Origin of the sequence: Brevibacillus sp. TJ4 (genome assembly GCF_044627595.2) — a bacterium.
Classification (GTDB): Bacteria; Bacillota; Bacilli; order Brevibacillales; family Brevibacillaceae; genus Brevibacillus.
Map to the genome: position 1 here is coordinate 598,262 of NZ_CP185865.1, position 24,291 is coordinate 622,552.

The 24,291-nt window shown below is 55.9% G+C and carries 28 protein-coding genes; all 28 read left to right on the plus strand.

Annotation, left to right across the window (positions count from 1 at the left end):
* Positions 1-201 precede the first annotated feature (201 nt).
* On the plus strand, positions 202-501 hold the full coding sequence (locus ACAF76_RS02745; protein WP_400162521.1) for an EthD family reductase: 300 nt from the start codon (positions 202-204) through the stop codon (positions 499-501).
* A gap of 3 nt (positions 502-504) precedes the next feature.
* A complete protein-coding gene (locus tag ACAF76_RS02750) occupies positions 505-957 on the plus strand; it encodes a hotdog fold thioesterase (protein ID WP_400162522.1) in 453 nt (150 codons plus the stop codon).
* A 41-nt stretch (positions 958-998) separates the two neighbouring features.
* Complete coding sequence (locus ACAF76_RS02755) at positions 999-1,385, plus strand: PaaI family thioesterase (protein WP_400162657.1); 387 nt, start codon at positions 999-1,001, stop codon at positions 1,383-1,385.
* A 39-nt stretch (positions 1,386-1,424) separates the two neighbouring features.
* A complete protein-coding gene (locus ACAF76_RS02760; protein ID WP_400162523.1) occupies positions 1,425-2,210 on the plus strand; it encodes an enoyl-CoA hydratase-related protein in 786 nt (261 codons plus the stop codon).
* A 51-nt stretch (positions 2,211-2,261) separates the two neighbouring features.
* The gene (locus tag ACAF76_RS02765; RefSeq protein WP_400162524.1) at positions 2,262-3,590 is read left to right on the plus strand and encodes a phenylacetate--CoA ligase family protein; all 1,329 of its coding nucleotides are present in this window, start codon (positions 2,262-2,264) and stop codon (positions 3,588-3,590) included.
* Between the two features lie 27 nt (positions 3,591-3,617).
* The gene (locus tag ACAF76_RS02770; RefSeq protein ID WP_400162525.1) at positions 3,618-4,391 is read left to right on the plus strand and encodes an enoyl-CoA hydratase-related protein; all 774 of its coding nucleotides are present in this window, start codon (positions 3,618-3,620) and stop codon (positions 4,389-4,391) included.
* Positions 4,392-4,400: 9 nt separating this feature from the next.
* Positions 4,401-5,180, plus strand: coding sequence for an enoyl-CoA hydratase-related protein (locus tag ACAF76_RS02775; protein ID WP_400162526.1), 780 nt, complete (start codon positions 4,401-4,403; stop codon positions 5,178-5,180).
* 20 nt (positions 5,181-5,200) lie between these two features.
* Positions 5,201-6,058 carry a 3-hydroxyacyl-CoA dehydrogenase family protein gene (locus ACAF76_RS02780; RefSeq protein ID WP_400162527.1) on the plus strand — a complete coding sequence of 286 codons (858 nt, stop codon included), beginning with the start codon at positions 5,201-5,203 and terminating at the stop codon, positions 6,056-6,058.
* The gene (locus ACAF76_RS02785; RefSeq protein ID WP_400162528.1) at positions 6,042-6,797 is read left to right on the plus strand and encodes a 3-hydroxyacyl-CoA dehydrogenase family protein; all 756 of its coding nucleotides are present in this window, start codon (positions 6,042-6,044) and stop codon (positions 6,795-6,797) included. Before ACAF76_RS02780 ends, ACAF76_RS02785 begins: the two co-directional genes overlap by 17 nt.
* Positions 6,794-7,993, plus strand: coding sequence for a thiolase family protein (locus tag ACAF76_RS02790; protein ID WP_400162529.1), 1,200 nt, complete (start codon positions 6,794-6,796; stop codon positions 7,991-7,993). Before ACAF76_RS02785 ends, ACAF76_RS02790 begins: the two co-directional genes overlap by 4 nt.
* A gap of 35 nt (positions 7,994-8,028) precedes the next feature.
* The gene (locus ACAF76_RS02795; RefSeq protein ID WP_400162530.1) at positions 8,029-9,228 is read left to right on the plus strand and encodes a thiolase family protein; all 1,200 of its coding nucleotides are present in this window, start codon (positions 8,029-8,031) and stop codon (positions 9,226-9,228) included.
* 18 nt (positions 9,229-9,246) lie between these two features.
* A complete protein-coding gene (locus tag ACAF76_RS02800; protein ID WP_400162531.1) occupies positions 9,247-9,642 on the plus strand; it encodes a thioesterase family protein in 396 nt (131 codons plus the stop codon).
* Between the two features lie 173 nt (positions 9,643-9,815).
* Positions 9,816-10,640: a phenylacetic acid degradation operon negative regulatory protein PaaX gene (gene paaX / locus ACAF76_RS02805; RefSeq protein ID WP_400162532.1), complete on the plus strand. Its 825-nt coding sequence runs from the start codon at positions 9,816-9,818 to the stop codon at positions 10,638-10,640.
* Positions 10,641-10,773: 133 nt separating this feature from the next.
* Positions 10,774-11,652, plus strand: coding sequence for a branched-chain amino acid ABC transporter permease (locus tag ACAF76_RS02810; protein WP_400162533.1), 879 nt, complete (start codon positions 10,774-10,776; stop codon positions 11,650-11,652).
* Positions 11,652-12,680, plus strand: a complete 1,029-nt coding sequence (locus tag ACAF76_RS02815) for a branched-chain amino acid ABC transporter permease (protein WP_400162534.1) — start codon at positions 11,652-11,654, stop codon at positions 12,678-12,680. The genes ACAF76_RS02810 and ACAF76_RS02815 overlap by 1 nt, the downstream gene beginning before the upstream one ends.
* Positions 12,677-13,444, plus strand: a complete 768-nt coding sequence (locus ACAF76_RS02820) for an ABC transporter ATP-binding protein (protein ID WP_400162535.1) — start codon at positions 12,677-12,679, stop codon at positions 13,442-13,444. Before ACAF76_RS02815 ends, ACAF76_RS02820 begins: the two co-directional genes overlap by 4 nt.
* Positions 13,445-13,460: 16 nt before the next feature.
* Positions 13,461-14,204, plus strand: coding sequence for an ABC transporter ATP-binding protein (locus ACAF76_RS02825; RefSeq protein ID WP_400162536.1), 744 nt, complete (start codon positions 13,461-13,463; stop codon positions 14,202-14,204).
* Between the two features lie 34 nt (positions 14,205-14,238).
* Positions 14,239-15,450 (plus strand): ABC transporter substrate-binding protein, encoded by a 1,212-nt coding sequence (locus tag ACAF76_RS02830; RefSeq protein WP_400162537.1) that lies wholly within the window; start codon positions 14,239-14,241, stop codon positions 15,448-15,450.
* A gap of 97 nt (positions 15,451-15,547) precedes the next feature.
* Positions 15,548-16,375, plus strand: a complete 828-nt coding sequence (locus ACAF76_RS02835) for a methyl-accepting chemotaxis protein (RefSeq protein WP_400162538.1) — start codon at positions 15,548-15,550, stop codon at positions 16,373-16,375.
* A gap of 104 nt (positions 16,376-16,479) precedes the next feature.
* Positions 16,480-17,448, plus strand: a complete 969-nt coding sequence (gene paaA, locus ACAF76_RS02840; protein ID WP_400162539.1) for a 1,2-phenylacetyl-CoA epoxidase subunit PaaA — start codon at positions 16,480-16,482, stop codon at positions 17,446-17,448.
* 10 nt (positions 17,449-17,458) lie between these two features.
* Entirely contained in the window at positions 17,459-17,818 is a 360-nt protein-coding gene (gene paaB / locus ACAF76_RS02845) for a 1,2-phenylacetyl-CoA epoxidase subunit PaaB (RefSeq protein WP_400162540.1), read from the plus strand.
* Between the two features lie 2 nt (positions 17,819-17,820).
* Complete coding sequence (gene paaC, locus ACAF76_RS02850; protein WP_400162541.1) at positions 17,821-18,654, plus strand: 1,2-phenylacetyl-CoA epoxidase subunit PaaC; 834 nt, start codon at positions 17,821-17,823, stop codon at positions 18,652-18,654.
* 14 nt (positions 18,655-18,668) lie between these two features.
* On the plus strand, positions 18,669-19,172 hold the full coding sequence (gene paaD / locus ACAF76_RS02855) for a 1,2-phenylacetyl-CoA epoxidase subunit PaaD (protein WP_400162542.1): 504 nt from the start codon (positions 18,669-18,671) through the stop codon (positions 19,170-19,172).
* Positions 19,173-19,192: 20 nt separating this feature from the next.
* Complete coding sequence (locus ACAF76_RS02860) at positions 19,193-20,635, plus strand: NAD-dependent succinate-semialdehyde dehydrogenase (protein WP_400162543.1); 1,443 nt, start codon at positions 19,193-19,195, stop codon at positions 20,633-20,635.
* A 158-nt stretch (positions 20,636-20,793) separates the two neighbouring features.
* On the plus strand, positions 20,794-21,654 hold the full coding sequence (locus ACAF76_RS02865) for a cytochrome c oxidase assembly protein (RefSeq protein ID WP_400162544.1): 861 nt from the start codon (positions 20,794-20,796) through the stop codon (positions 21,652-21,654).
* Positions 21,655-21,682: 28 nt separating this feature from the next.
* Entirely contained in the window at positions 21,683-22,141 is a 459-nt protein-coding gene (locus ACAF76_RS02870) for a DUF420 domain-containing protein (RefSeq protein WP_400162545.1), read from the plus strand.
* 124 nt (positions 22,142-22,265) lie between these two features.
* Positions 22,266-23,186, plus strand: coding sequence for a heme o synthase (gene cyoE / locus ACAF76_RS02875; protein WP_400162546.1), 921 nt, complete (start codon positions 22,266-22,268; stop codon positions 23,184-23,186).
* Positions 23,187-23,318: 132 nt separating this feature from the next.
* The gene (locus tag ACAF76_RS02880) at positions 23,319-24,236 is read left to right on the plus strand and encodes a heme A synthase (protein ID WP_400162547.1); all 918 of its coding nucleotides are present in this window, start codon (positions 23,319-23,321) and stop codon (positions 24,234-24,236) included.
* Positions 24,237-24,291 lie beyond the last annotated feature (55 nt).

Here is a 24,291-nt window from a genome sequence, read left to right on the forward strand (position 1 = left end):
AATGTGCAGATCGACCGCAGGCAACAAGCGGCATGATCGGCACTGTATTTTCTGAAAGTTCACAATTCATCTCGTTTTGCAAAAATGCTTGCGCTGTTTCCACAGTGTTTATATAATTAAATCAATAACGTGCGTTTAAATAGCGTTATATAAAATTTTCGTCATACCATGAAAACAAATACAGAGAGGCAGGGAAATACCATGGTGAAACTTATCGCAGTGTATCGGAAACCGGAGGATGTAGAGGCATTTGACAAGCATTACTTCGAGGTCCATGCTCCGCTGGCAGCGAAAATGCCAGGATTGGTCAAAATGGAAGTGAGCAAGGTTTTCGGGGCGCCAGGCGGCGAAAGTGACTTGCATTTGATCGCCGAGATGTACTTTGAATCAAAAGAAGCGATGATGGAAGCGCTGTCATCCCCAGAGGGTCGTGCCTCCGGAAAAGACCTGCGCAGCTTCGCCGGTCAAATCGTCTCGATGCATTTTGCAGAAGTGGTGTAAGTGATGAGCAGCAGACAGATCGTGGATGAACGAGAGCTTCATCACAGACATTATGCAGAAATTTGCGAAAAGATCGTGCAGGACAAATACGCACAGTTTCTCGGCATCAAGCTGGTGGAGCTGGGCGAGGGAATGGCAGTGGCCGAATTGGTCGTCGACGAACACATGCTGAACGCACATGGTACGGCACATGGAGCGATTATTTTCTCGCTCGCTGATTTTACGTTTGCCGCAGCGTGCAACTCCTACGGCAAGACGTCCGTTGCCCTTTCCATGAATATCGGTTTTTTGGCGGCAGCGATGAAGGGCAATCGCCTGGTCGCGACCGCGGTCGAAGAAAAGAAAAACAACCGGACGGCGTGGTACCGCATCCGCGTAGAGACCGAACACGGATTGGTGGCGACGCTCGATGCGCTCGCCTATCGGAAAAACGAGTATTTTGTGGCAATCGAGTAAATACGCACATGCGCAGATCAGGAGTGGAAGGGGCGATGGAAGTGACTGCAGAGATCAAGAACCGTTTTAACCAGCACCTGGGCATTGAGATCCTCCATCGCGATGATGACGGATGCAAGGTTGCACTGCAAATTCGTCCCGAAATGTTTAACAGCATAGAAGGCGTTGTACATGGCGGCGTGACAGCTACGCTGGCCGATGTGGCAATGGGACACGGAGCTGCGCCGCACGTGGATGGGATACAGCAATGCGTCACGGTAGAAAGCAAAATCCAGTACCTGAGCCCGGCTCGCGGCGAACGGCTGGAGGCAGAATCGCGGGTGCTCAAGCGCGGAAGCAGCCTGATCATGGTAGAGGCCCGTGTCACCTGTGATGGCAAGCTCGTCGCCTTTGCCACAGGCACCTACGCCAGAATACAGCCCAGGTAAACGAGCACAGTACAAGCCGGTTCCGAGAGGAGGACATACATGAGCCAGGATACGGTACGTTGGGAGCAGGATGGGCATATCGGCATCATCACGCTCAACCGCCCCGACGAATTGAACGCCTTGAACTACGAGACGTTGAAACGGTTGGGCGAACTGATCGATCAGGTGAGGCTGGACCCCAAAGAGATTCGCGTCGTACTGGTCAAGGCTGAGGGACGTGCGTTTTGCGCAGGGGCAGACCTGAAAGAACGGCGCACCTTGAATGAGCAGCAGGTAAGGCGCAATGTCAGCAAAATCCGCGACGTATTCACAGCATTGGAGCGTCTGACACAGCCGACGATCGCCCTTGTCAACGGCTTTGCCTTCGGTGGAGGGTTTGAGCTGGCACTCGCCTGTGATTTTCGCTTCGCGCTGACGGACGCCAAAATGGGGCTCACGGAAGTAAGTCTGGGAATCATTCCAGGGGCAGGCGGTACGCAGCGGCTTTCCCGCCTGATCGGGCCGTCCCGGGCGAAGGAACTGATTTTGACCGCACGCCGCATTACCGCAGCCGATGCCTATGCGTTGGGGATTGTCAACGGCTTGGCACAAACGGTCAGCGAACTGGAAGAGCAAGCCTTGTCGCTGGCCAATGAGATTTTGGCGAATGCGCCGCTCGCGGTTTACCAGGCCAAGGCGGCAATCGACCGGGGAGCGAGCGTCGATCTGCAAACCGGACTTGATGTGGAGACGATGGCCTACGAGGCAATTATTCCAACGAAGGATCGACTCGAGGCACTGGAAGCATTCCGGGAAAAGCGCAAGCCCGTTTTTCGCGGAGAGTAAGAAGCAGCAGTACGAGCGAAAACGAGAATGTTACGGAATGAGGGGAATGACATGATCTTCAATATGGAAATGGAAACGCTGTCAAGGGGAAAGATGACAGAAATCCAACTGGAGCGTCTGAAGGAAACAGTGCGGCGCGTGTACGAGCGGGTGCCATTCCATAAACAAGCAATGGACGCGGCTGGCGTGACGCCTGATGATATCCAAACGATCGAGGATATTCAAAAGCTCCCCTTTATGAAAAAGACGGATTTGCGGGAAAACTACCCGTTCAACCTGTTTGCGGTAGACATGAGTGAGGTGGTGCGCATCCACGGTTCGTCCGGAACCAAAGGGAAGCCAACCGTTGTCGGCTATACGAAACAGGACCTGGACAACTGGGCGGAAATCGTCGCGCGCGGCATTTGCTGTGCGGGCGGCAAGCCAGGAGACATTTTCCACAATGCCTATGGCTACGGGCTGTTTACCGGCGGACTTGGCCTGCATAACGGAATCGAGCGCCTCGGGGCAGTAGCGGTGCCGGTATCGGGTGGAAACACATCCCGTCAAATCACCTTGATCGAGGACTTCAAGCCGCGCGGAATATCTGCGACACCGTCCTACGTGCTCAATATCGTCGAGGAAATGAAAAAACGCGGTCTTGACCCCCGGAAGACGAGCATCAAATACGGCATTTTTGGTGCGGAGCCATGGTCGGAGGAACTGCGCGCCCAACTGGAAGCGGAACTGGACATCAAGGCAGTCGATATTTACGGCTTGAGCGAAGTGATGGGACCTGGCGTCTCGATCGAGTGCCATGAAGTGCAGGACGGACTGCACATCGCCGAAGATCATTTCCTGGCCGAGATCATTGATCCCAATACCGGGGAAGTGCTGCCGTACGGGGCGGAAGGTGAGCTTGTCTTTACCTCGCTGACCAAAGAGGCGTTCCCTGTAATCCGCTATCGCACGGGTGACATCGCTTCGCTCAATCCGGAACCGTGCAAATGCGGACGGACGACGATGCGCATGTCGCGCATCAAGGGGCGTGTCGATGACATGCTGATCATTCGCGGGGTCAACGTATTCCCGACGGAAATCGAATCGGTGCTCTTCCGCTTTGCCCAACTGGCACCGCATTATCAGGTAGTCATCGAACGCGATGGGGCACTGGACCGCTTCGAGGTGCACTGTGAGCTGACGCCGGAATTCGCCGGGGAGGCCGGTTCGCTGGAGAGCCCTGCCGTCTCTGCTTTGACCAAACAAATCAGCCATGCGATCAAGGATACGCTGGGCGTAACGGTTGTCCTGCGCATGCTGCCGCCCAATTCGCTGTTGCGCAGCGAAGGCAAGGCGATTCGTATTCTCGACAATCGCAACCGATCGCAGGCGGCGATCTGATCGCTTTACCGAAAGGGGAGAGAGCACGTGGCGTATGCCTATATCAACACATCCCGGGAGGATGGCGTAGGGATCGTTAGCCTCAATCGGCCGAAGCTGCACAATGCGCTCAACTTCGCGCTGATGGAAGAGCTGGTCGGCGAATTGGAGCGGCTCGATCGGGATGAGCAGATTCGCGTGATTTTGTTGACAGGCAATGACAAAGCCTTTGCAGCCGGAGCCGATATTAACGAAATGGCGGAAGCCTCTGCGATCGAGATTATGAAGTATGACCAGTTTGCTGTGTGGGACAGGATCGCACGGGTATCCAAACCGATTGTGGGAGCGGCCAGCGGCTTTGTCCTTGGCGGCGGCTGCGAACTGATGATGAACTGCGATATCGTCATCGCTTCGGAAACAGCGTTGATCGGACAGCCGGAAATCAAGCTGGGGATCATGCCGGGTGCGGGCGGAACACAGCGGCTGACGCGCGCCGTGGGTGTTCGCAAAGCGCTCGAAATGCTGCTCACCGGAGAGCCGATCACGGCCAAGCAGGCGCTGCAATACGGTCTGGTCAACCGGGTCGTGCCGGTGGAGTCCTACTACCAGGAAGCGTTGAAGCTGGCCAAACAAATCGCCGAGCAGCCGCCACTCGCCGTCCGCATGATCAAGAAGGCGGTCTACAAGGCAGATGACGTGCCGCTGCAAGACGCGCTCGATTACGAGCGAAACGGCTTTTACCTGCTGCTGGCGAGCGAGGATCGCAAAGAAGGCATGCAGGCGTTTCTGGAAAAACGCAAAGCCCGGTTTACCGGAAAGTAGGAGGAAGCCATGTTCGAAACAATTGTGTATGAGGTTTCGGAAGCTGTCGCTGTAGTGACGATGAACCGCCCGGACAAGTTTAACGCCTTTACCGGACAGATGAACCGCGAGATCACAGAAGCACTCAAGCAGGCGCAAAAAGACCCGGAGGTTCGCTGCATTTTGCTGACTGGAGCAGGCAGAGCGTTCAACGCGGGACAGGATCTCGGCGAAGTGACCGGCGACAGTCAGGTCGATTTCGGCGGAATGTTGCGCAATCGGTACAATCCGATGATTCTGCAATTTCAAAAAACGGAAAAGCCGATCATCGCTGCGATCAACGGCGTTGCGGCAGGAGCCGGGATGAGCATGGCGCTGGCCTGTGACATCCGGCTGGCATCCGACAAGGCATCCTTTGTAAACGCTTTTGTCAATATCGGTCTGGTGCCGGACTCGGGAGGCTGCTACTACTTGCCGCGCATCGTCGGGATCGGCAAAGCGCTGGAGCTTGCTTTCACCGGGGAAAAGGTGTCAGCCGAGGAAGCGCTGCGCATCGGCCTCGTCAATCAGGTATACCCGGCTGAACGCTTTCAGGAAGAAGCGCTGGCCTATGCGCGCAAGCTGGCGATGCAGCCGACGCGCGCGATCGGCCTGATCAAGCGGACGATGCTCAAGGGGCTGGAGATGGGACTGGAGGAGACGCTGCAGTACGAAGCGTTTGCCCAGGAGGCAGCAGGCAGCACCGCCGATTACAAGGAAGGCGTACAGGCATTTTTGGATAAGCGGGCAGCGCGATTTACGGGCCGGTAGCGAGAAGGGAGGCAGCACAAGTGGAGACAAAAACGGTCGGCATCATCGGCGCGGGAACGATGGGGGCAGGCATTGCCCTCGTCTGCACGTATGGCGGACATCAGGTAAAACTGCTGGATACAAGTCAGGCTGTACTGGAGAAGGCATTGCAGTACATGCAATCTGTCCTGTCCAAGGACGTGGCAAAAGGCAAGATCAGCGAGGAGCAAAAGGCTGCCATATTGGAGCGGGTACAGTTTCTTTCGGACATGCGGCTTCTGGCCGACTGCGACATCGTCATCGAGGCAGTTCCGGAGCGGATGGAGCTGAAAACAAGCATCTTTTCCGAGTTGACCCGGGTATGCCGCGAGGACGCGCTCCTTTTGACCAACACCTCTTCGTTTTCGATCACCGCGATCGCCAGCGGCATGCCGCATCCTGAGCGCATTCTCGGATTTCACTTCTTCAATCCGGCGCCAGTGATGCCGCTCGTCGAGGTGATTCGCGGCAAGAAGAGCGGGGAGGAGCAAGTGCAGGCGGCCTACCGCTTCGCCCGCGACTTGGGCAAGGTTCCGGTGCTGGTCACGGATACGCCGGGTTTTATCGTCAACCGGATCGCGCGCCCTTACTACAACGAGGCGCTGCGCATTGTAGGTGACAACACGGCTGAGATCGGACAGATCGACCGGATTATGAAGCTCGCCGGCGGATTTAAAATGGGGCCGTTCGAGCTGCAGGACATGATTGGAATCGATGTGAACTTTGCGACGACGCAATCGTTGTATACGGACTTCTTCCAGGAAGGACGATTCAAGCCCAGTCGGATTCAACAGCGGATGGTGCAGGCCGGCAGTCTGGGAAGAAAGACGGGGGAAGGCTTTTATGACTACAGCAAATAAGACTGTGCTGGTGGTGGGAGCAAGTCCGCTCACGGCAGAACTGGAGCAACTGATTGCAGACAAAGGCTATCGGCTGCTTTCGCTTCAGGAGGCACAGCGCGATCCTGCACAGGTAGCGCTAGCCCTGGAAGTCAACAGCGTCGACCTGGAGGAAAAGCAGGCGAAGCTGCGCGAATTGGACCGGCTGCTTGCGGCTGACGTGCCGATCGTGACTACATCGCTTGCGATCAGCGCGACAGAGGCGGCTTCGTGGACAGAGCATCCGGAGCGCATTTGCGGGTTTGGCACGCTGGTTCCGCTGGCAGAGCGGGCGTTGATCGAGATCGCACCTGCGCTCCAGACAGCAGAAGAGGTTGTGCGTCGGACTGAGGCGTTTTTTCAGTCGCTGGGCAAGGAGACGGAGGTAGTCGGGGATGAGCCGGGACTCGTGTTTCCGCGCATTCTCACCCTGATTATCAACGAGGCGGCATTTGCGCTCATGGAAAAGGCGGCGACCGCGCAAGACATCGACACCGCGATGAAAAAAGGGACGAACTATCCGTACGGTCCGCTTGAGTGGGCAGATCGGATCGGACTGGACGAAATTTACGCGATCTCCCGCGGCTTGCACCGGGATTTTGCAGAGGAGCGTTACCGGACGGCACCGCTGCTGCGCAAGCTGGTGCTGGCCAAACGATTTGGCGTGAGAAGCGGACAGGGCTTTTACGACTACGGAACGACAGAGGGGAATGGACGATGAAGGGCAAAGGGGCAGATGTGTATGTAACTGCAGCCGTGCGCACGCCGATTGGCAAGCTGGGCGGCAGCCTGAAGCATACGCCGATCGACGATCTGACAGCGATTGTGCTCGACGGTGCCTTGAAGCAGGCTGGTCAGCCCGCGGATTGTGTCGATGGCGTCATTATGGGCAACGTGATTTCCGCCGGTCCGTTTATCAATATCGCCCGCGTCGGCTTGCTCAAGGCGGGATTTCCGGAGAGCGTACCAGGACTTACGGTCAACCGGGTTTGCGCGTCGGGGCTGGAGGCGATCAATCTCGCCGCACAGTCGATTCAGGCCGGGCACAGCAGTGTAATGCTGGCAGGCGGTGTGGAGAACCTGACCCGTTCGCCGTACATTTTGGAAAAATGTGAACAGCCGTATCAGCGCGGCAACCAGACCTTGATCGAGTCGTTCGGCGGGCCGAGGTCTGCACCTGTCGCCCTGTACGGAGAGCTGACGATGGGTGATACGGCAGAGAATGTAGCGGAACGATTCGGGATCAGCCGCGAAGACCAGGATCGCTTTGCCCTGGAAAGCCAGCGCCGTGCCATTGCCGCGATCGATGCCGGACGGTTCCGGGAAGAGATCGTTCCGGTCACGCTGCGCAATAAAAAGGGAGAGGAAACCGTCTTCGATACGGACGAATACCCGAGGCGCGATACGAGCCTGGAATCGCTGGCCAGCCTGCGTCCTGCCTTCCGCAAAGGCGGCAGCGTCACGGCGGGCAATTCTTCCGGGATCAATGACGGGGCAGCCGCTGTACTGCTGATGAACGGCGAGAGGCTTGCAAAGAGCGGCCTTGCTCCACTGGGACGGATCGTCCACTTCACTGCTGTGGGCGTCGATCCGCGCATCATGGGGATTGGTCCGGTGGCGGCAATTCGCAAGCTGCTGGCGGAAACAGGGATGGACATCGGACAGATCGACTTGTTCGAACTGAACGAGGCATTTGCCTCCCAGTCGCTTGCCTGCATCCGCGAATTGGGACTCGACCCGGAAAAGACGAACGTAAACGGCGGAGCCATCGCACTCGGCCATCCGCTTGGCTGCAGCGGCACGAGACTGTTGGGCACGATTTTGTACGAGCTGCGCAGAAGAAAGCAGCGCTACGGCGTCGTCTCCTTGTGCATTGGCGGCGGGCAAGGTCTGGCTACACTGGTGGAGGCTCTGTAAAAACAAAAGAAGAAGCGGGATAGGAGGAGTTGGAGATGGGCACACCTGTCATAGTCGATGCTGTGCGAACACCGATTGGACGCATCGGAGGAGCGTTGAAAGAGGTGCGTCCGGACGATCTGGGCGCATGGGTGATCGAGAAGCTGCTGGAGCGCAACCCGATCGATCCGAAGCAAATCGATGATGTGATATTTGGCTGCGCCAACCAGGCGGGGGAGGATAACCGCAACGTAGCGCGCATGTCTTCGCTGCTGGCCGGACTGCCGGTCGAGGTGCCGGGAGTGACCGTCAACCGTTTGTGCGGCTCCGGTCTGGAAGCGATCAACCAAAGCGCCTACGCGATCAAGGCGGGGGCAGGTCAGGTGTATATCGCTGGCGGGACGGAGAGCATGACCCGTGCGCCGCTGGTGATGATGAAGCCGGGAACTGCTTTTCAGCGGGGCAACCAGCAGTTGGTCGACACGACACTGGGCTGGCGCCTGGTCAACGAGAAAATGAAGCAGATGTACCCGCCGATCAGCCTTGGGGAGACAGCGGAAAAGGTAGCGGAACAATATCAGATCAGCCGAGAGGCACAGGACGAGTTTGCCATGCGCAGCCAGCACAACTACGCCCGTGCGCTGGCCGAGGGCAAGTGGGAAGCGGAGATCGTACCCGTAGAGATAAAAGGGAGAAAGGGCGATATTACCGTATTTGCGACAGACGAACACGCCCGTCCGGATACGACGATGGAACAGTTGCAGAAGCTGAAACCTGCCTTCAAGCAAGACGGGACGGTGACAGCGGGCAATTCCAGCGGCCTCAACGACGGAGCTTGCGCGCTTTTGGTCATGGAGCAGGAAGCGGCGCAGAGGATGGGACTGAAGCCGCGGGCGCGGATCGTCGCATCGGCTGTGGCTGGAGTGGACCCGTCCGTAATGGGGATCGGTCCAGTCCCGGCGACGCGCAAGGTGCTGCAGCAGGCGGGGCTGAAGCTGGAGCAGATCGAGCTGTTTGAGTTCAACGAAGCATTTGCAGCGCAGGCTGTGGCCTGTGTGCGCGAACTGGGGGTCAACCCCGAGCTGGTAAACGTAAACGGTGGCGCCATTGCTCTCGGGCATCCGCTCGGGTGCAGCGGTGCGCGCATTATGACGACGCTGCTCTACGAGATGGAACGGCGCGATGCCCGCTACGGACTGGCGGCGATGTGCATCGGCGTGGGGCAGGGAATCGCGACTGTTATCGAACGCGTCTGATCGAGAGGAGGACTGCCCGTGAAGGAAGGACTGCAACCAGGTGTTTGTGCAGAATTCGAGGTAAGCGTCACGCCCGAGATGTACCCGGTCTTTGAAGGCAACATGATCCATCCGGTGATGTCTACGGTGAGCATGATTTACTACATGGAATTGGCCGGACGCAAGGTCATTCTGCCTTATTTGGAAGACCATGAGGAAGGCTGCGGGTTTGCCGTGGACATCAAGCATGTAGGTCCGGCCGTGAGCGGGCAGACAGTCCGCTTTCGGGCGGTCTGCCGGGAAGTGACAGACAAGCGTGTCGTCTGCGAAGTGACCGCCGACACAGCGCAAAATCGAGTTGGGCTCGGCACCTTTACCCAGGCGATTTTTCACAAGGAAGAAGCCCGGCGCAAGTTTGCTGCGCAGGCGGAATAACAAAATTCGACAAGATTGTAGAAAAAATTGACTATTCAGAAACTGTTTAATATAATGACGTTATAAAATCGTTATATAAAAAAGCGTCACATGTTATGGCTCGGTTCACACGCCAGCAATGAATATGGTACAATTTCACAGCAAATAGTGAATGGAGCCAAGAGGTGAAAATAGTGAAGCCACAGTCGATGTTGTTTACGATTTACGGGGAGTATGTTCGTCATTATGGCAGTGAAATCTGGATCGGCAGTTTGACCAAGCTGTTGGGAGAATTCGGGTTGTCCGAACCAGCGGTCCGTGCCGCAATATCGCGGATGCTGCGCCAGGGGTGGCTGGTGTCGCGCAAGGTAGGCAACCGCAGCTATTACTCGATGTCGGAGCGCGGCAAGAAACGGCTGGAGGAGGCAGCAGCCCGTATCTACAAGGTCGATACGGACAGTTGGGATGGCAAATGGTGCATCGTCAGCTACAACATCCCGGAGGAACGCAGGGCACTGCGCGACCAGTTGCGCCAGGAATTGGGCTGGATGGGCTTCGGCATGTTGACGACCAGTACGTGGATCAGCCCGAATGATTTGGGACAGCGCGTCAAGGAATTGACGGAATCCTACGGGATTGCGGACCACGTCGAGATTTTCTACGCCGAGCATCTGGGCTGGAGCGACCCCAGACAGTTGGTGAAAAAGTGCTGGAATATCGAGGAGATCAACGAAAAGTACAAGTCCTTCATCGATACGTACCGTGACAAATACGAGGAGCTGGCGAGCAAGCTTCGCCAGAACAAGGACGTTCCTGACAGCTACTGCTTTGTGGAAAAGACCGTACTGGTTCACGAATACCGCAAGTTTTTGTTTATCGACCCTGACCTGCCGCTGGATTTGCTGCCGGAACTATGGCTGGGCAAAGAGGCGGATCAGCTATTCCAAAACTATTATCAACTGCTGAATCCGGGGGCAGTCCGATTCTTTGAGTCGGCGTATGAGGTAGCACCGTCGTAACAGGTGTCAGCCAGGCATGCGAAGCCCTAGTTTTTGCTAGGGCTATTTTCTTAAATAATTTTTCCATTATTTTTAATGAAAGCGCTTCAAATGGGATTGTGAAGACAAGACAAAAGGGGGTACATCGGTACACATGACAGAATTGCTGCAATATGTCGCAAACGGGTTGGTCAGTGGCGGTATTTACGCAATCGTTGCTGTCGGATTTATCACAATCTACAGCGTAAGCAAGGTCATTAATCTGGCACAGGGGGAATTCCTGATGCTGGGCGGGATGATGACAGTCGCCTTGATCGGCATGAATCTCCCGTACGGAGTCGCCGTCCTGGTGGCGATCCTCGCCGTTACACTGATCGGAATACTTTTGCAGAAGTACATTATCGCCTACGTGAAAAAGGCTACTGCAATAAGTTTGATTATTTTGACAATCGGACTTTCCACGTTGTTTCGCGGTCTTGCCAGTCTGATCTGGGGGAAAGAAGCGTTTGCGCTTGCGCCGATCACCAGCAATGAGCCTGTGACGATGATGGGGGTCACGATTGCCCAGCAAGGGCTGTGGATTTTAGGTTCTGTATTGGTCATCCTGCTGCTTCTCTGGTACCTGATGGACAAGACGATTTTGGGTAAAAAGATCAATGCCTGCTCGATCAATCCGATGGCAGCCCGCCTGATGGGAATCAGTCCGGCGAAGATGAGCATGCTTGCATTTGCGATCAGCGGAGCGACCGGAGCGATTGCCGGAATTGTCATCGCGCCGCTTAGCGTCACTTCCTACGACGTCGGCGTGCTGCTCGGGATCAAGGGCTTTTCCGCAGCCATCCTGGGAGGGCTGGGCAATCCGCTGGGGGCAGCCGTGGCCGCATTCCTGCTCGGCGTCGTCGAATCTCTGGGTGCCGGCTACATCAGCTCCGGCTTGAAAGACGCGATAGCCTTCCTGGTGTTGATCGTGGTGCTGCTGGTCAGACCGTCCGGCATTTTTGGAGAACGCAGCGTGGGGAAAGGAGGATTGTGATGAGGCAGCTACTGGGAAAATGGGGAAAAGGCTTTGGCATTTATTTGATCCTGATGATTCTGTTTCCGTTTGTGATACCCGATGAGTATTACCGCTCTGTAGGGATTGTCATCGGCCTTCACGCGATTGTGACGATCGGGCTCTGTCTGGTCATGGGGCTGGCTGGTCAAATTTCTTTGGGACAAGCTGCGTTTTGGGGAATTGGCGCATACACCTCGGCGATTTTGGCGAAACAAGGATTTTCTCCGTTCATCGGCCTGGTCGCTGCTGCCATCATTCCGGGGGTGTTCGCCTTCCTCCTGGCGCGAGCGATTGCCGGACTGCAAGGGTATTACCTGGCGATGGCGACCCTGGCCTTCGGCTATATCGTGCAGATCGGGATTACCGAGTGGGAGCCGGTAACCGGTGGCGCGAGCGGCATGATCAGCATCCCGAAGATTCCGTTCTTTGGCGATACTGGACTGTCGATGTACTTCCTCGTCTGGGGAATCGTCACCTGTGTCCTGCTGTTTTCGCTCAATCTGCTGAACTCGCGCATCGGACGCGCATTTCGGGCGATTCACAAAAGTGAAATCGCGGCTACCTCGATGGGCATTGACGTTCGCCGCTTCAAGCTGAACGCGTTTGTCGTCAGCGGGATGTTTGCCGGGATTTCCGGAGGGCTGTACGCCCACTACATGGGGATTCTCGATCCGCAGCCGTTTGGTCTGCACGAGTCGATCAAGTTCTTGACGATGGTCGTCGTCGGAGGCATGACCAGTATCTGGGGCGCGCTGGTCGGCACCATCCTGATCAATTTCATCAGCGAGGGGCTGGTCATGCTGGGCGGCGTGATTCCCGGGCTGCAAGGGGACATCGATACGATTATTTTCGGAGCGATCCTCGTTTTGATCATCATGTTCATGCCGGAAGGACTCGTTCCGCGCCTGCGCGCCTCCTATGAAAAGGCACGGGCGAAAAAAGCGAAGGCAAAGGCAGCAGCGCATGCCAAGCCGGAACAGCAGATAGAAGGGAAGGCGACAACATGACGGCTCTCTTGGAAGTACACAACCTTTCACGCGATTTTGGAGGCGTTCGTGCCGTCAACCAGGTGCATTTTGAAGTGAAGTCGGGGGAGATTCTGGCGCTGATCGGACCGAATGGAGCCGGAAAAAGCACCGTGCTCAACATGGTGTCGGGAGTAATCCCGCCCTCAGAAGGGGAAATCCGTTTTGCGGGTCAGGCGATGGCATCGGTGGCCGGGCATCAGTACGCGGAGATGGGCATTACCCGGACCTTTCAGAACCTGCAGACCTTCGACGACATGACGGTACTGGAAAATGTGATGGTAGGGATGCACGCCAAGACCAAATCCAGCCTGTTTCTTTGCGGCATGCAACTCACCCGTGCGCGCGAGGAGGAGCGGCTGATGAGAGAGCAGGCGCATCGCTGGCTGGCGAATGTCGGGCTGGAGTCGCTTGCGACCTGGACGGCAGGCAGTTTGCCGTACGGAAAGCTGCGCCTGATGGAAATCGCCCGGGCGATGGTCGCCGAGCCGCGCTTGCTTTTGCTGGACGAACCGGCGGCTGGGCTCAACCACACAGAGACCGCGGAGATGAGCAGCATGCTGCAATCGATTCGCACAAACGGGACGGCGATTCTTTTGGTCGAACATGACATGGATATGATTATGAACATCGCAGACCGGATCGTCGTGCTGGACCAGGGGGCAAAAATTGCCGAGGGAACCCCGCGAGAGATCCAGGAGAATCCCGCCGTAATCGCAGCGTACCTGGGAACAGGCGAAGAATGAGAGAGGGGGCAGCGCGATGCAAAACGCAATTTTGGAAGTAGAGGGCATCAAGGCCCGTTACGGTCCGGTGGAAGTCCTGCACGGCATCAACCTGCAGGTCAACGAGGGGGAAATCGTCTCTTTGCTCGGCTCCAACGGGGCGGGCAAGACGACGCTGCTGAACTGTATTTGCGGCTTGCACAGCAGCAAGGAAGGCAGTGTCCGTTTCCGCGGCGAGGATATTTTCCACCTGCCCGCCGAGGTGGTGGTGGGCCGAGGAATGGCGCATGTGCCGGAGCGCAGGCAGATTTTCGCCACGCTGACGGTAGAGGACAATCTGTGGCTGGGGGCATCGCACCGGATGCCGAAGACGAGCAAAAAGGAGATCGCTCGCGAAATGGAGACGGTGTATCAGCGCTTTCCGATTCTGGAGGAACGGAAATGGCAACTCGGCGGTACGCTCTCGGGCGGACAGCAGCAAATGCTGGCGATTGGCCGGGCGCTGCTCTCCAAGCCGAAGCTGCTGCTGCTGGATGAGCCTTCGCTGGGGCTGGCTCCCCTGATCGCCAAGGAAATACTGACGATCGTCCAGGAAATCCGCGCAGAGTGGGGGACGACGGTCTTGCTGGTCGAGCAAAATGCGCGGGCGGCACTGGCGATTTCCGACCGGGCTTACGTGCTCAATACAGGCACGGTCATGCTGGAAGGAACGTCGGAACAGATCAGCAATGATCCACGGGTACAGTCTGCTTACCTGGGATATGCCCACGAAGCAGTTTGATCCATAACCGTACACAAATTTAGGGGGTATCACCATGCAAAAACGTCCATTCAGGAAATGGTTCTATCCGTTGGCACTTGCCTCGCTCGTTCTCTTGAGCGCATGTGGCAGCGGGGGGCAGACGTCGTCTAGCGGCGGCGGCTCGCAAACCCAAGGCGAAGCCGCAGGGGAAGAGAGCAAGGAGCCGATCCGCATCGGCGCGATCTTCTCGCTGACGGGAGCAAACAGCCCGCTGGGTGTGCCGGAAAAGCAGGCAGTGGAACTGCTGGCCAAGGAATTGAATGAGGCTGGCGGCATCGACGGCCGTCCGATTGAAGTGTTCATTGAAGACGACAAATCCGACAATACCGAAGCAGTCAAGGCGATTCGCAAGCTGGTATCGCAGCACAAGATCGTCGCAGTGCTCGGCTCCTCAGGCAGCGGTCCATCGCTGGCGATGGCGGAGTTCGCCGATGGGGAGGGGCTGCCGATGATCTCCATGGCTGCTGCCGACCAGGTGACCAATCCGGTTCGTCCGGGCATTTTCAAGACACCGCACACGGACGTCCACGGAACAAAGCGTATCTACAAGTACCTGCAAGAGCAAGGCATCAGCAAAATCGCTATTTTGAACGACAGCAATCCGTACGGCAGCGGCTGGACACAGCAATTGCACAAGTACGCGCCGGAGTACGGCATTACCATTGTGGCGGAAGAAAAATACGGCACGCAAGACCCGTCGATGAGCTCGCAATTGACAAAAATCAAAGGGACTGACGCGGAGGCGCTGATTTTTGCCGGAACCAATCCGGGTCCAGCGACGATCGTAAAGGAAGCGAAGCAACTCGGTCTGACGATTCCACTGATCAGCAGCCACGGTTCTGCCAACAGCAAGTTTTTGGAGCTGGTCGGCGATGCGGGTGAAGGCGTGCTGATGGTAGCGGGCAAGCTGCTCGTACCGGATCAGGTGGCTCCTGACGATCCTCAGGCGGCGATTATCAAAAAGTTCGTGGATGGCTATAAAGCGGCCTACAATTCCGAGCCGGACGGCTTTGCGGGTTACGGCTACGACGGTTTGAACCTGTTGGTGGAAGGATTGAAGCAGGCTGGCGGCGACGCATCCAAGCTGGGAGAAGTGCTGGAGGGCGTGACGTACGTCGGCGTTACCGGGGAGTTTTCGTTCTCGCCAGAAGATCACAACGGCTTGACCGAAGACAGCATGATCATGGTGCAGGTGAAGGACGGAAAGTTCGAAGTGCTGCCATAACAGCAAACGATCTGGAGGAAAGCGAAATGGCTGTTCTTTCCGCACGTAGCTCAACATGCGGAGAGAATAGCCGTTTTCGTGAGAGGAGGGAAAGAGAGTGTCGCAAATATTGAACAGCCTTCTGGCAGTTGCCCCGATTTTGCAAAAGGGATTTTTGTTTGATTGTATGGTGGGGGTCACGGACAGGGAAAAGTTTTTGGCTTACTATCCGGCCTCGAATCTGAATCTGGGGATCAAGGTGGGTGACATGCTGCGCCCAGGCAGCATCAATGCCACAGCGATTGCGGAAAACAGAAGGATCGTGAGGAAGATCGGCAAGGAAGTGTACGGCGTGCCCTACATCGCGGTCGGCTATCCGATCGTGGAGAACGGCCAGGTCGTAGGCTGTCTGGCTACGGGCGTCAATACGGATCAAGAAGATCAACTGCGCGCCCTGGCGGACAGTCTGACCGAGGCAGTGAGCGAAATCGCCGGGCACACGGACACCTTGTCCAAGGAAGCCCATGAACTGGCACAGGCCAGCCATACATTGAGCGGGGCTGCGGTCGAGATGGAGAAAAAAATTGCCGAGACCTCGCAAATCAACGAATTGATTCGCGACATCTCGACCAAGTCCAATGTGCTGGGGCTCAACGCGATGCTCGAAGCGGCGCGTGCAGGCACAGCAGGACGCGGCTTTTCCGTCGTCGCGGAGGAGATACGCAAGCTCTCGTTGACGACCTCTGCATCGGCATCGGACATTTTCCGCATCCTCAATGAAATGAACGAGCTGGTGAAGCTCGTATCGAGCGAGATGGAACGGACGATGAACCGCAGCCTGCAGCAGTCCACCCGGATTCAGGAGCTGGATGCCGTCATGCAGGAACTGCGCCGTATGGCCAAAGAGCTGCAGAAAGCGGCAGTCGTCGGTGAAGAGATGGAGTAATTGGCTCGTCCTCCGTATTGAAAAACGTATGACGTTATGTTATTATTACGTCATAAAAACGTAGCATAAATAATTCGTTATTATATGGACAGGAGGTTGTTTCTATGCAAGCCCAGGTACAGTTTTCGGAATTGACCGAAAGCGAAAAAATGGAAGCGTTTTTAGCGCGCATCGACCGTGGGGAAAAAATCGAAGCGGATGATTGGATGCCGGATGATTACCGCAACCAGCTCATCAAGCTGATTTCCATGCACGGGATCAGCGAGATTATGGGGGCTTTGCCAGAGAAGGAGTGGGTGCCCAAAGCGCCAACACTGCGCCGCAAGCTGGCGATCATGGCCAAGGTGCAGGACGAGATGGGACACGGCCAGCTTCTGCTGCGCGTCGCCGAAGACCTGATGGCTCCTCTGGGCAAGAAGCGGGAAGACCTGATGGAAGACTTGTTCGCAAAAAGGCTGAAATTTCACAATGTTTTTCATATGGAGGCACCGACCTGGGCAGACGCAGGGGTAATCGGCTGGCTGGTGGACGGAGCGGCGATCATCACCCAGACGATGTCCCTCGATACCTCTTATGCGCCATACGCGCGCGCGTTGCACCGCATTTGCGCGGAAGAAAAATTCCACGCCCAACACGGAGAGAGCATCGTCCTCGAGCTGGCGGAAGGAACGGCGGAGCAGCGGCAGATGCTGCAGGAGTCGATCACACGCTGGTGGCCGGCACTGTTGATGTTCTTCGGACCGCCCGAAAATGGTGTGATCACGAGCAACCAGTCTGCCAATATGCGCTACAAGATTCGGACCCAGACAAACGAAGAGCTGCGCCAGGAATTCCTCAAAAAATACGTTCCGCGCATCTTCCACCTCGGGTTTACTTTGCCGGATGAAACCATTCGCTACGATGAGCAAAACGACGTATGGATCTACCAGCAGCCGGATTGGGAAGAGTTCAAGCAAATCGTCAAGGGCAATGGCCCGCGCAGTGCCCATCGCCTCCAACTGCGCCAGATTTCCTATCAGGAGACGAAGTGGGTGCGGGATGCGATTTTGTCGTACGGGCGCCAGGCAGGGTAGGTGAAGGAGGATGAATATGCAAACCAACCAAACCGACAGCTTCTTTATCTACGAAGTGTTTAGCCAGAAAAATGTGAACGCTTCCTTTACGCATCAGTTCAGTCTGCTCGCGCCAAATGCGGAAGTCGCGCTGACGATGGCGCGGGAAAATTTTCTGCGACGCGAGCCTTGCTTTAATCTGTGGGTCGTCAAGCGCGACGACATCCACGGGCTGCCGCCGGAGGAGCGCCCGTTTTTGGAGAGGCTGGACAACAAAAGCTACCGGGAGACCAAAGGGTACGGTGACTTGCAGGCGAGATGGCGTCGCCACAAGGAGCAATACGAACAGAGGCTGAAGCAGGCGAGCAGCAGCCAGGCAGGAGGGGTATAAGCATGGCGGATCAAGCACGCGTGGAGACGGCCGAACAGGCAAAACAAAATCCGGAATACGCACAAGCATTGCACGAACTTTTGTTTCAACTTGCAGACGACGATTTTATCCTCGCCTATCGGGGCTCGGAGTGGCTCGGTCTTGCTCCCCATATCGAGGAGGACGTGGCGTTTTCCTCGATGGCGCAAGACACGATGGGACACGCGGTGATGTTCTACGAAATGCTCGAACAACTGGGCGTGGGCAAGGCCGACGATCTTGCCCAGTTGCGCCCGGCTTCCGCCTTCCGCAACGCGATACTGACCGAGCGCAAAAACGGCAGCGGCGATTACAACGACGACCCGCATTTTGACTGGGCGTACGCGATCGCACGCAGCTATGTCTACGGTGTATTCAAACAGACTAGGCTGGAAGCGCTGTTGCACTCGTCGTACGTCCCGCTGGCGCAGATCAGCCGGAAAATGCTGACTGAGCATCGTTACCACATGATGCACTGGCAGGTCTGGATCAAGCAGTTGGCCAACAGCACGCAGGAGGCTCGTCAGCGGCTGGAGGCGGCGATCGACCGCGTCTGGGGAGACGCAGGGGAACTGAGCGATCTCGGACCGCATGCAGAGGCGATTGTCCGTTTCGGATTGGTCGCGGATGAAAAGAAGCTGCGCCAGGAGTGGCTGGCTCGGACGAAGGACTATTTCACCCAGGTAGGGCTGGTCTGGCCGGGCGAACCGGGCACACCTGTACAGCGGGGAAGGGCCGGCGAGCATACGTCCGATCTGGAGCAGGCGCTGGCGACTTTGTCGGAGGTGTACCGCATCGATCCGGCAGCAAGCTGGTAAAAGGAGTGATCTGCATGGCGCATGATCCGTACACGCTGTACGAGCGGCAGGAAGCGGCATGCTGGGAGCTGCTTCAGGAGGTAAAGGACCCGGAGATACCGGTGATCAGCATGATCGAGATGGGGATGATCCACAAGCTCAGCGTCCAGGCGGATGTCGCCCGGGTGGAGGTGCTGCCCACCTTTGTCGGCTGTCCCGCACTGGAAATTATGAAGAAGAACATCGCGGAAAAACTGGTCCAGGTAGAAGGGATACGCGAGGTGGATGTTCGCTTTGTGTACGATCCTGCCTGGACGTCGGACCGGATTGCGCCTCATGCGCGGGAAAAGCTGCGCAGCTTTGGCATCGCCCCGCCGCCGCTCGACTACCGGCCGGGCGACGCGTGGGAAGTGGCGTGTCCTTACTGTGACTCGCCGTACACTCAACTGGAAAATCTGTTTGGTCCCGCAGCCTGCCGCAGCATTTTGTACTGCCGGCACTGCAAAAATCCGTTTGAAGCGCTAAAACCAATCTACTGATCGACGGGGAGGAGTAAGTCATGGCAGAGTGCAAGAACATGTATATCAATGGAGAATGGGTCGCCGCTGAAAGCAAAGAAACGCTGGAGATCGTCAATCCGGCAAATGGAGAGAGCGTCGGAACCGTTGCGTTTGGTGACGAGCGCGAGGCTGGCAAGGCAATCGACGCTGCGCACGAAGCATTTGCGAGCTGGTCGCGCCTGACAGCGCGTGAACGCTCCAAGTATTTGTACACCCTGTCTGAACTGGTAAAGAAAAACCGCGACGAACTGGCGGAGATCATTACCCTGGAGATGGGCAAACCGCTCATCGAAGCAAAAGGGGAGGTGCTGGGGGCATCCGACAACTTCCTCTGGTACGCTGAAGAAGCAAAGCGCGTCTACGGAGAGACAGTTCCTTCTTCTGTCCCGAACAAGCGCATCATGGTGCTGCGTCAGCCGGTAGGGGTAGTCGGTGCGATTACGCCTTGGAACTTCCCGGTCAACATGGTCGCGCGCAAAATCGCTCCTGCCCTGGCGGCTGGCTGCACGGTCGTGCTGAAGCCGGCAGAAAGCACGCCTTTGTCGGCCATCCGGCTGTTTGAACTGATTGAACAGGCAGGTTTTCCAAAAGGGGTCGTCAACCTGGTGATCGGCAAGCCGGAGCCGATCGGTCGAGAGTTTATGGACAATCCGAAGCTGAGCAAGATCGCATTCACCGGCTCTACCCGCGTCGGCAAGCTGCTGATGGAAGGTGCGGCCAAGCAGGTCAAGCGCGTCAGCATGGAGCTGGGCGGACACGCTCCGTTCATCGTTTTTGACGATGCAGATCTCGATGAGGCTGTAAAGGGACTGTTCGAGAGCAAATTCCGCAACTCGGGGCAAATGTGCATCTGCACCAACCGGCTCTATGTCCATGAAGATGTGGCTGACGCCTTTACGGAAAAGCTGGTGGAGCGACTGAAGCGGACGAATGTCGGCGACGGACGGACGAAGGGGACAGAGATCGGGCCGCTGGTCAATCAGCGGGCGCTCGACAAAGTCCTGGAGCACATCGAGGATGCGAAAGAAAAGGGTGCACAGGTCGTGTACGGCGGCAAGCAGTTGACCGAGGGCGAGTATGCAAAAGGCTACTTCTGCGAACCGACTGTAATCGTCGGTGTAAATGCCGAGATGAAGATCGCCCAGGAAGAGACATTTGGTCCGGTCGTTCCGCTGATCCGCTTCCGCGATGAGGACGCGGTCATCCAGCAGGCAAACGACAGCCGCTACGGTCTCGCCGCCTACGTGTACACGAGGGACAATCAACGCTGCTTCCGCATGGCTGAGCAGTTGGAATACGGAATCGTCGGGATCAACGACGGTTCGACGACGCAGACGCAAGCGCCGTTCGGCGGGTTCAAGGAAAGTGGAATCGGTCGAGAGGGCGGACGTTACGGAATGGATGAGTATCTGGAAACGAAATTTGTTTCCTTTGGCCTGTAAAATATGCAAAGGGAAGCCGGACAAAGTCTGGCTTCCCTTTTTTCCATATCCAGATTTGTCAACACTTTGTTCATTTTTCAATCGATTTGCGAGCGCTATCAACGGTATAATGGATGTTGGAAAGAGGGCACCCTTTTTACTATAGAAGGGAGGATACTATGGGGAATCACCAACACCATCAGCATGACATGGCAGGCATGGGGTCCTTTTTTGATTTGTGGAGTCCTGGGGTACTGCTGATTACACTGCTGCTGGCGATCGTATATTTTGCAATAACCGGACCCTGGCACAAGCGGTTTGCGGATGCGACTCCGTCAACGACCAAACAACGCTGGCTGTTTGTGTCTGCGCTGATCCTGTTCTATGCAGCCGAGGGGAGTCCGATCCAGTATTACGGCCATCATTACTTATTTAGCGTGCACATGCTGCAGCAATCGATCTTGTACTTTGCCTTGCCGCCGCTCGTCTTGCTGGCGATGCCGGAATGGCTCCTGGAGCGAATCTTCCGTCCCAAGCCGCTGCGCGTCCTCTTGAACGGGATGACGCATCCGCTTGTAGCGGCGCTGTTGTTCAATTCGCTCTTTTCCTTCTATCACATGCCGTTTATTTTTGACGGTGCGATGGCGAATCATACGCTGATGTCGGTCTATCATTTTATTCTGGTAGCGACGGCTTTCGGAATGTGGTGGCCGATTGTAAGTCCGCTTTCCGACAACAAGCATCAGTTGGCCGGCTTAAAAAAGGTGGCCTACATTTTTGCCAACGGGGTTCTGATTACCCCAGCCTGTGCGCTGATTATTTTTGCAAACGAGCCGCTCTACCAGCATTACATCAATGCCCCTGTCATGTTCCTGTGGCAGGATCCTTTCGGTGACCAGCGCCTGGGTGGAATCATTATGAAGTTGATGCAGGAAGCCGTATACGGCAGTGTGCTTGCTTATGTCTTCTACAACTGGTATAAACGTGAAAAGCAAGATGATTTGCCGATGGAGCAGCACCCTGTGCTGGAAAAGTCATAGAAACAATACGTAAATGAGGTGCTAGGACATGGCCATCTTGTTGCCTACGATCAGTTCGACGTTTATTGCGATCAGTGGAATTCTCGTGGCGTTTGGCTGGTATGCGATTGCCAAGCGAAAAATTGAAAGACATACAAAATTGATGAATTGGGCTGCTATTTTTGCTACTCTTTTCTTCATTACGTACGTGTCCCGTACCGCATTTGTCGGGAACACCATGTTTGGCGGACCAGACGACATCCGCATCATCTACCAGATCTTCCTGATCTTTCACATCATCCTCGCTACCGTGGGTGGTGTCATGGGTCTGATCACGCTTCGATACGCGTACAAGAAGCGGTTTGACAAGCACCGGAAAATCGGTCCGTGGTCCTCTGTCATCTGGCTCTGTACGGCCGTTACCGGGGTGACAGTCTATCTGCTGCTGTACGTAATTTACCCTGGTGGACATACGACAGGTGTACTCGACGTCATTTTTGGCTGGTAGAGATAACTGCCCATGCCGATTGACTCGGATTGCGGCGGTTGGCTACAATAAAAGCTGGTTTGCCGTTTGCTCGAATCATGGCTGATTGGATGTTTGAAATAGATGCAGACAGGAGGTTCAACTCGTGGACCAACAAGTGACGATGCAGCAGGAAGCGCTCGATGCCGGTACGAATGAGCGGGCTACCTGGCGCGATTACGTGCAGGTTACCAAACCAGGCATTACGATTTCCAATTCGATGACCACGTTTGCTGCTTTATGGTTGGCTTCTTTCGGTTTTCCCGACTGGAAGCTGGCGATTCTTACCCTGGTCGGCACCGCGTTGATCATTATGTCAGGCTGTGTGCTGAACAACTACTATGACCGCGATCTGGATTTGAAGATGAAGCGGACGATGAACCGTGCGATCGCCAACGGCCGCATTTCTACCCGCAATGCGCTGCTGTTGGGGATTGGCTTGCTGCTGGCAGGCTTGGCGGTGCTCGCTGTGTACGCCAATCCACTGGCCGCAGTATGGGGCTTGATTGGACATATTTTTTACGTGCTGATTTACACGCCTATGAAGCGCGTGACGACACTGAATACAGTCATCGGCGGCGTCTCTGGCGCCGTGCCGCCGGTCATTGGCTGGGTGGCGGTGACAGGCACGATGGACTTCGCTGCCTGGCTGCTTTTCCTGATCCTGTTCTTGTGGCAGCCGCCGCATTTCCTCGCGCTGGCGATGATGAAGACGGAGGAATACCGGGCGGGCAACCTGCCGATGCTTCCGGTAGTAAAAGGCTTCGCGGAAACGAAGCGACAGATGTTTCTCTGGGCTGCTGTGCTGTTCCCGGCTTCCCTGTTGCTGTTCCTCCACGCCAACGTGGGCTACTTCTATCTGATCGTCATGGCGATCATGGGACTGGTCTATATCGTGTTGCTGTACAAGGGCTTTTCTGCCAAGGATGACATGGCCTGGGCGAAGAAGCTGTTTGGCTATTCCATTCTGTACTTGACGGCTTTCTGTGCAGTAATCGTGATCAGCACAATGTTGTACAATTATTGACACGTAAAGCTCACGAAATGTTCACGGAACATCCCTTGTTTGGCAAGGGATGTTTCATTATCGTAGAGAGGAACGTACGTGAGGCCCAGGCTATTGGTCCTCAATTCTCTACAGAAACAGGGTGAATCGACTATGGAAAAATGGCTGAAACCATTAGCCGTTCTCTCTACTCTCGTCATGTTTATCGTCATGGTAGCTGGTTCACTGGTAACCAAGACGGATTCGGGTCTTGGCTGCGGGAACGAATGGCCGCTGTGCAACGGCAAATTTGTTCCGGAGTATACATTGGCCTCGATCGTGGAGTACACGCATCGTCTGACAACCGGAATTGCCGGAATTATCGTCGTGTTGTTCTCCGTACTTAGTTGGCGCTATTATCGCGGCAATCGCGAAGTACGCGCTCTGGCTATATTCGGTTTGTTTTTTATCGTGCTGGAATCAATCCTGGGAGCGTCTGCCGTCATCTGGCCGCAGTCTTCGCCGATCATGGCGCTTCATTTCGGCTTCTCATTGCTCGCCTACAGCGGTGTGTTTCTCTTGACGCTGTTTGTCTTGCAGCGGGATCGGATGAACAGCATGGTGCAAAGCCCCGTTCCTCCCTCGTTTCGCAAATGGATATGGTGGATTACCGGGTACGCCTACGCTGTCGTTTACCTCGGAGCGTACGTACGGCACACGGGCTCCAGCATGGCTTGCAGCGACTGGCCGCTGTGCCAGGGACAGGTCATACCGGAATTGTCCGGCCAGGTAGGAATTCACTTCGCACACAGGCTGGCGGCGCTTCTCTTGGCGATCCTGCTGCTCGGGGTGCTGATCTATTCGATCCGCACGTTCAAGCATACGCGACGCGACCTGTACGGCGCGAGCATCATCAGCTTCATCCTGGTGCTGGTGCAGGTAGTGAGCGGCGGTCTGGTGATTTTGTACAAGCTGAATCTGTTCGCGACCATGTTCCATTCGATGGTAATTACGGTACTGTTCGGTATCATGTGCTACATGTGCTTGCAATCGTTGAAGGAGCCTGATAACAACGGGCGTCCGCGTGAGTAGAAGATAACAGAAAACAGGATGTACGGGCCGCTTTCGACGTGAAGGAAGCGGTCCG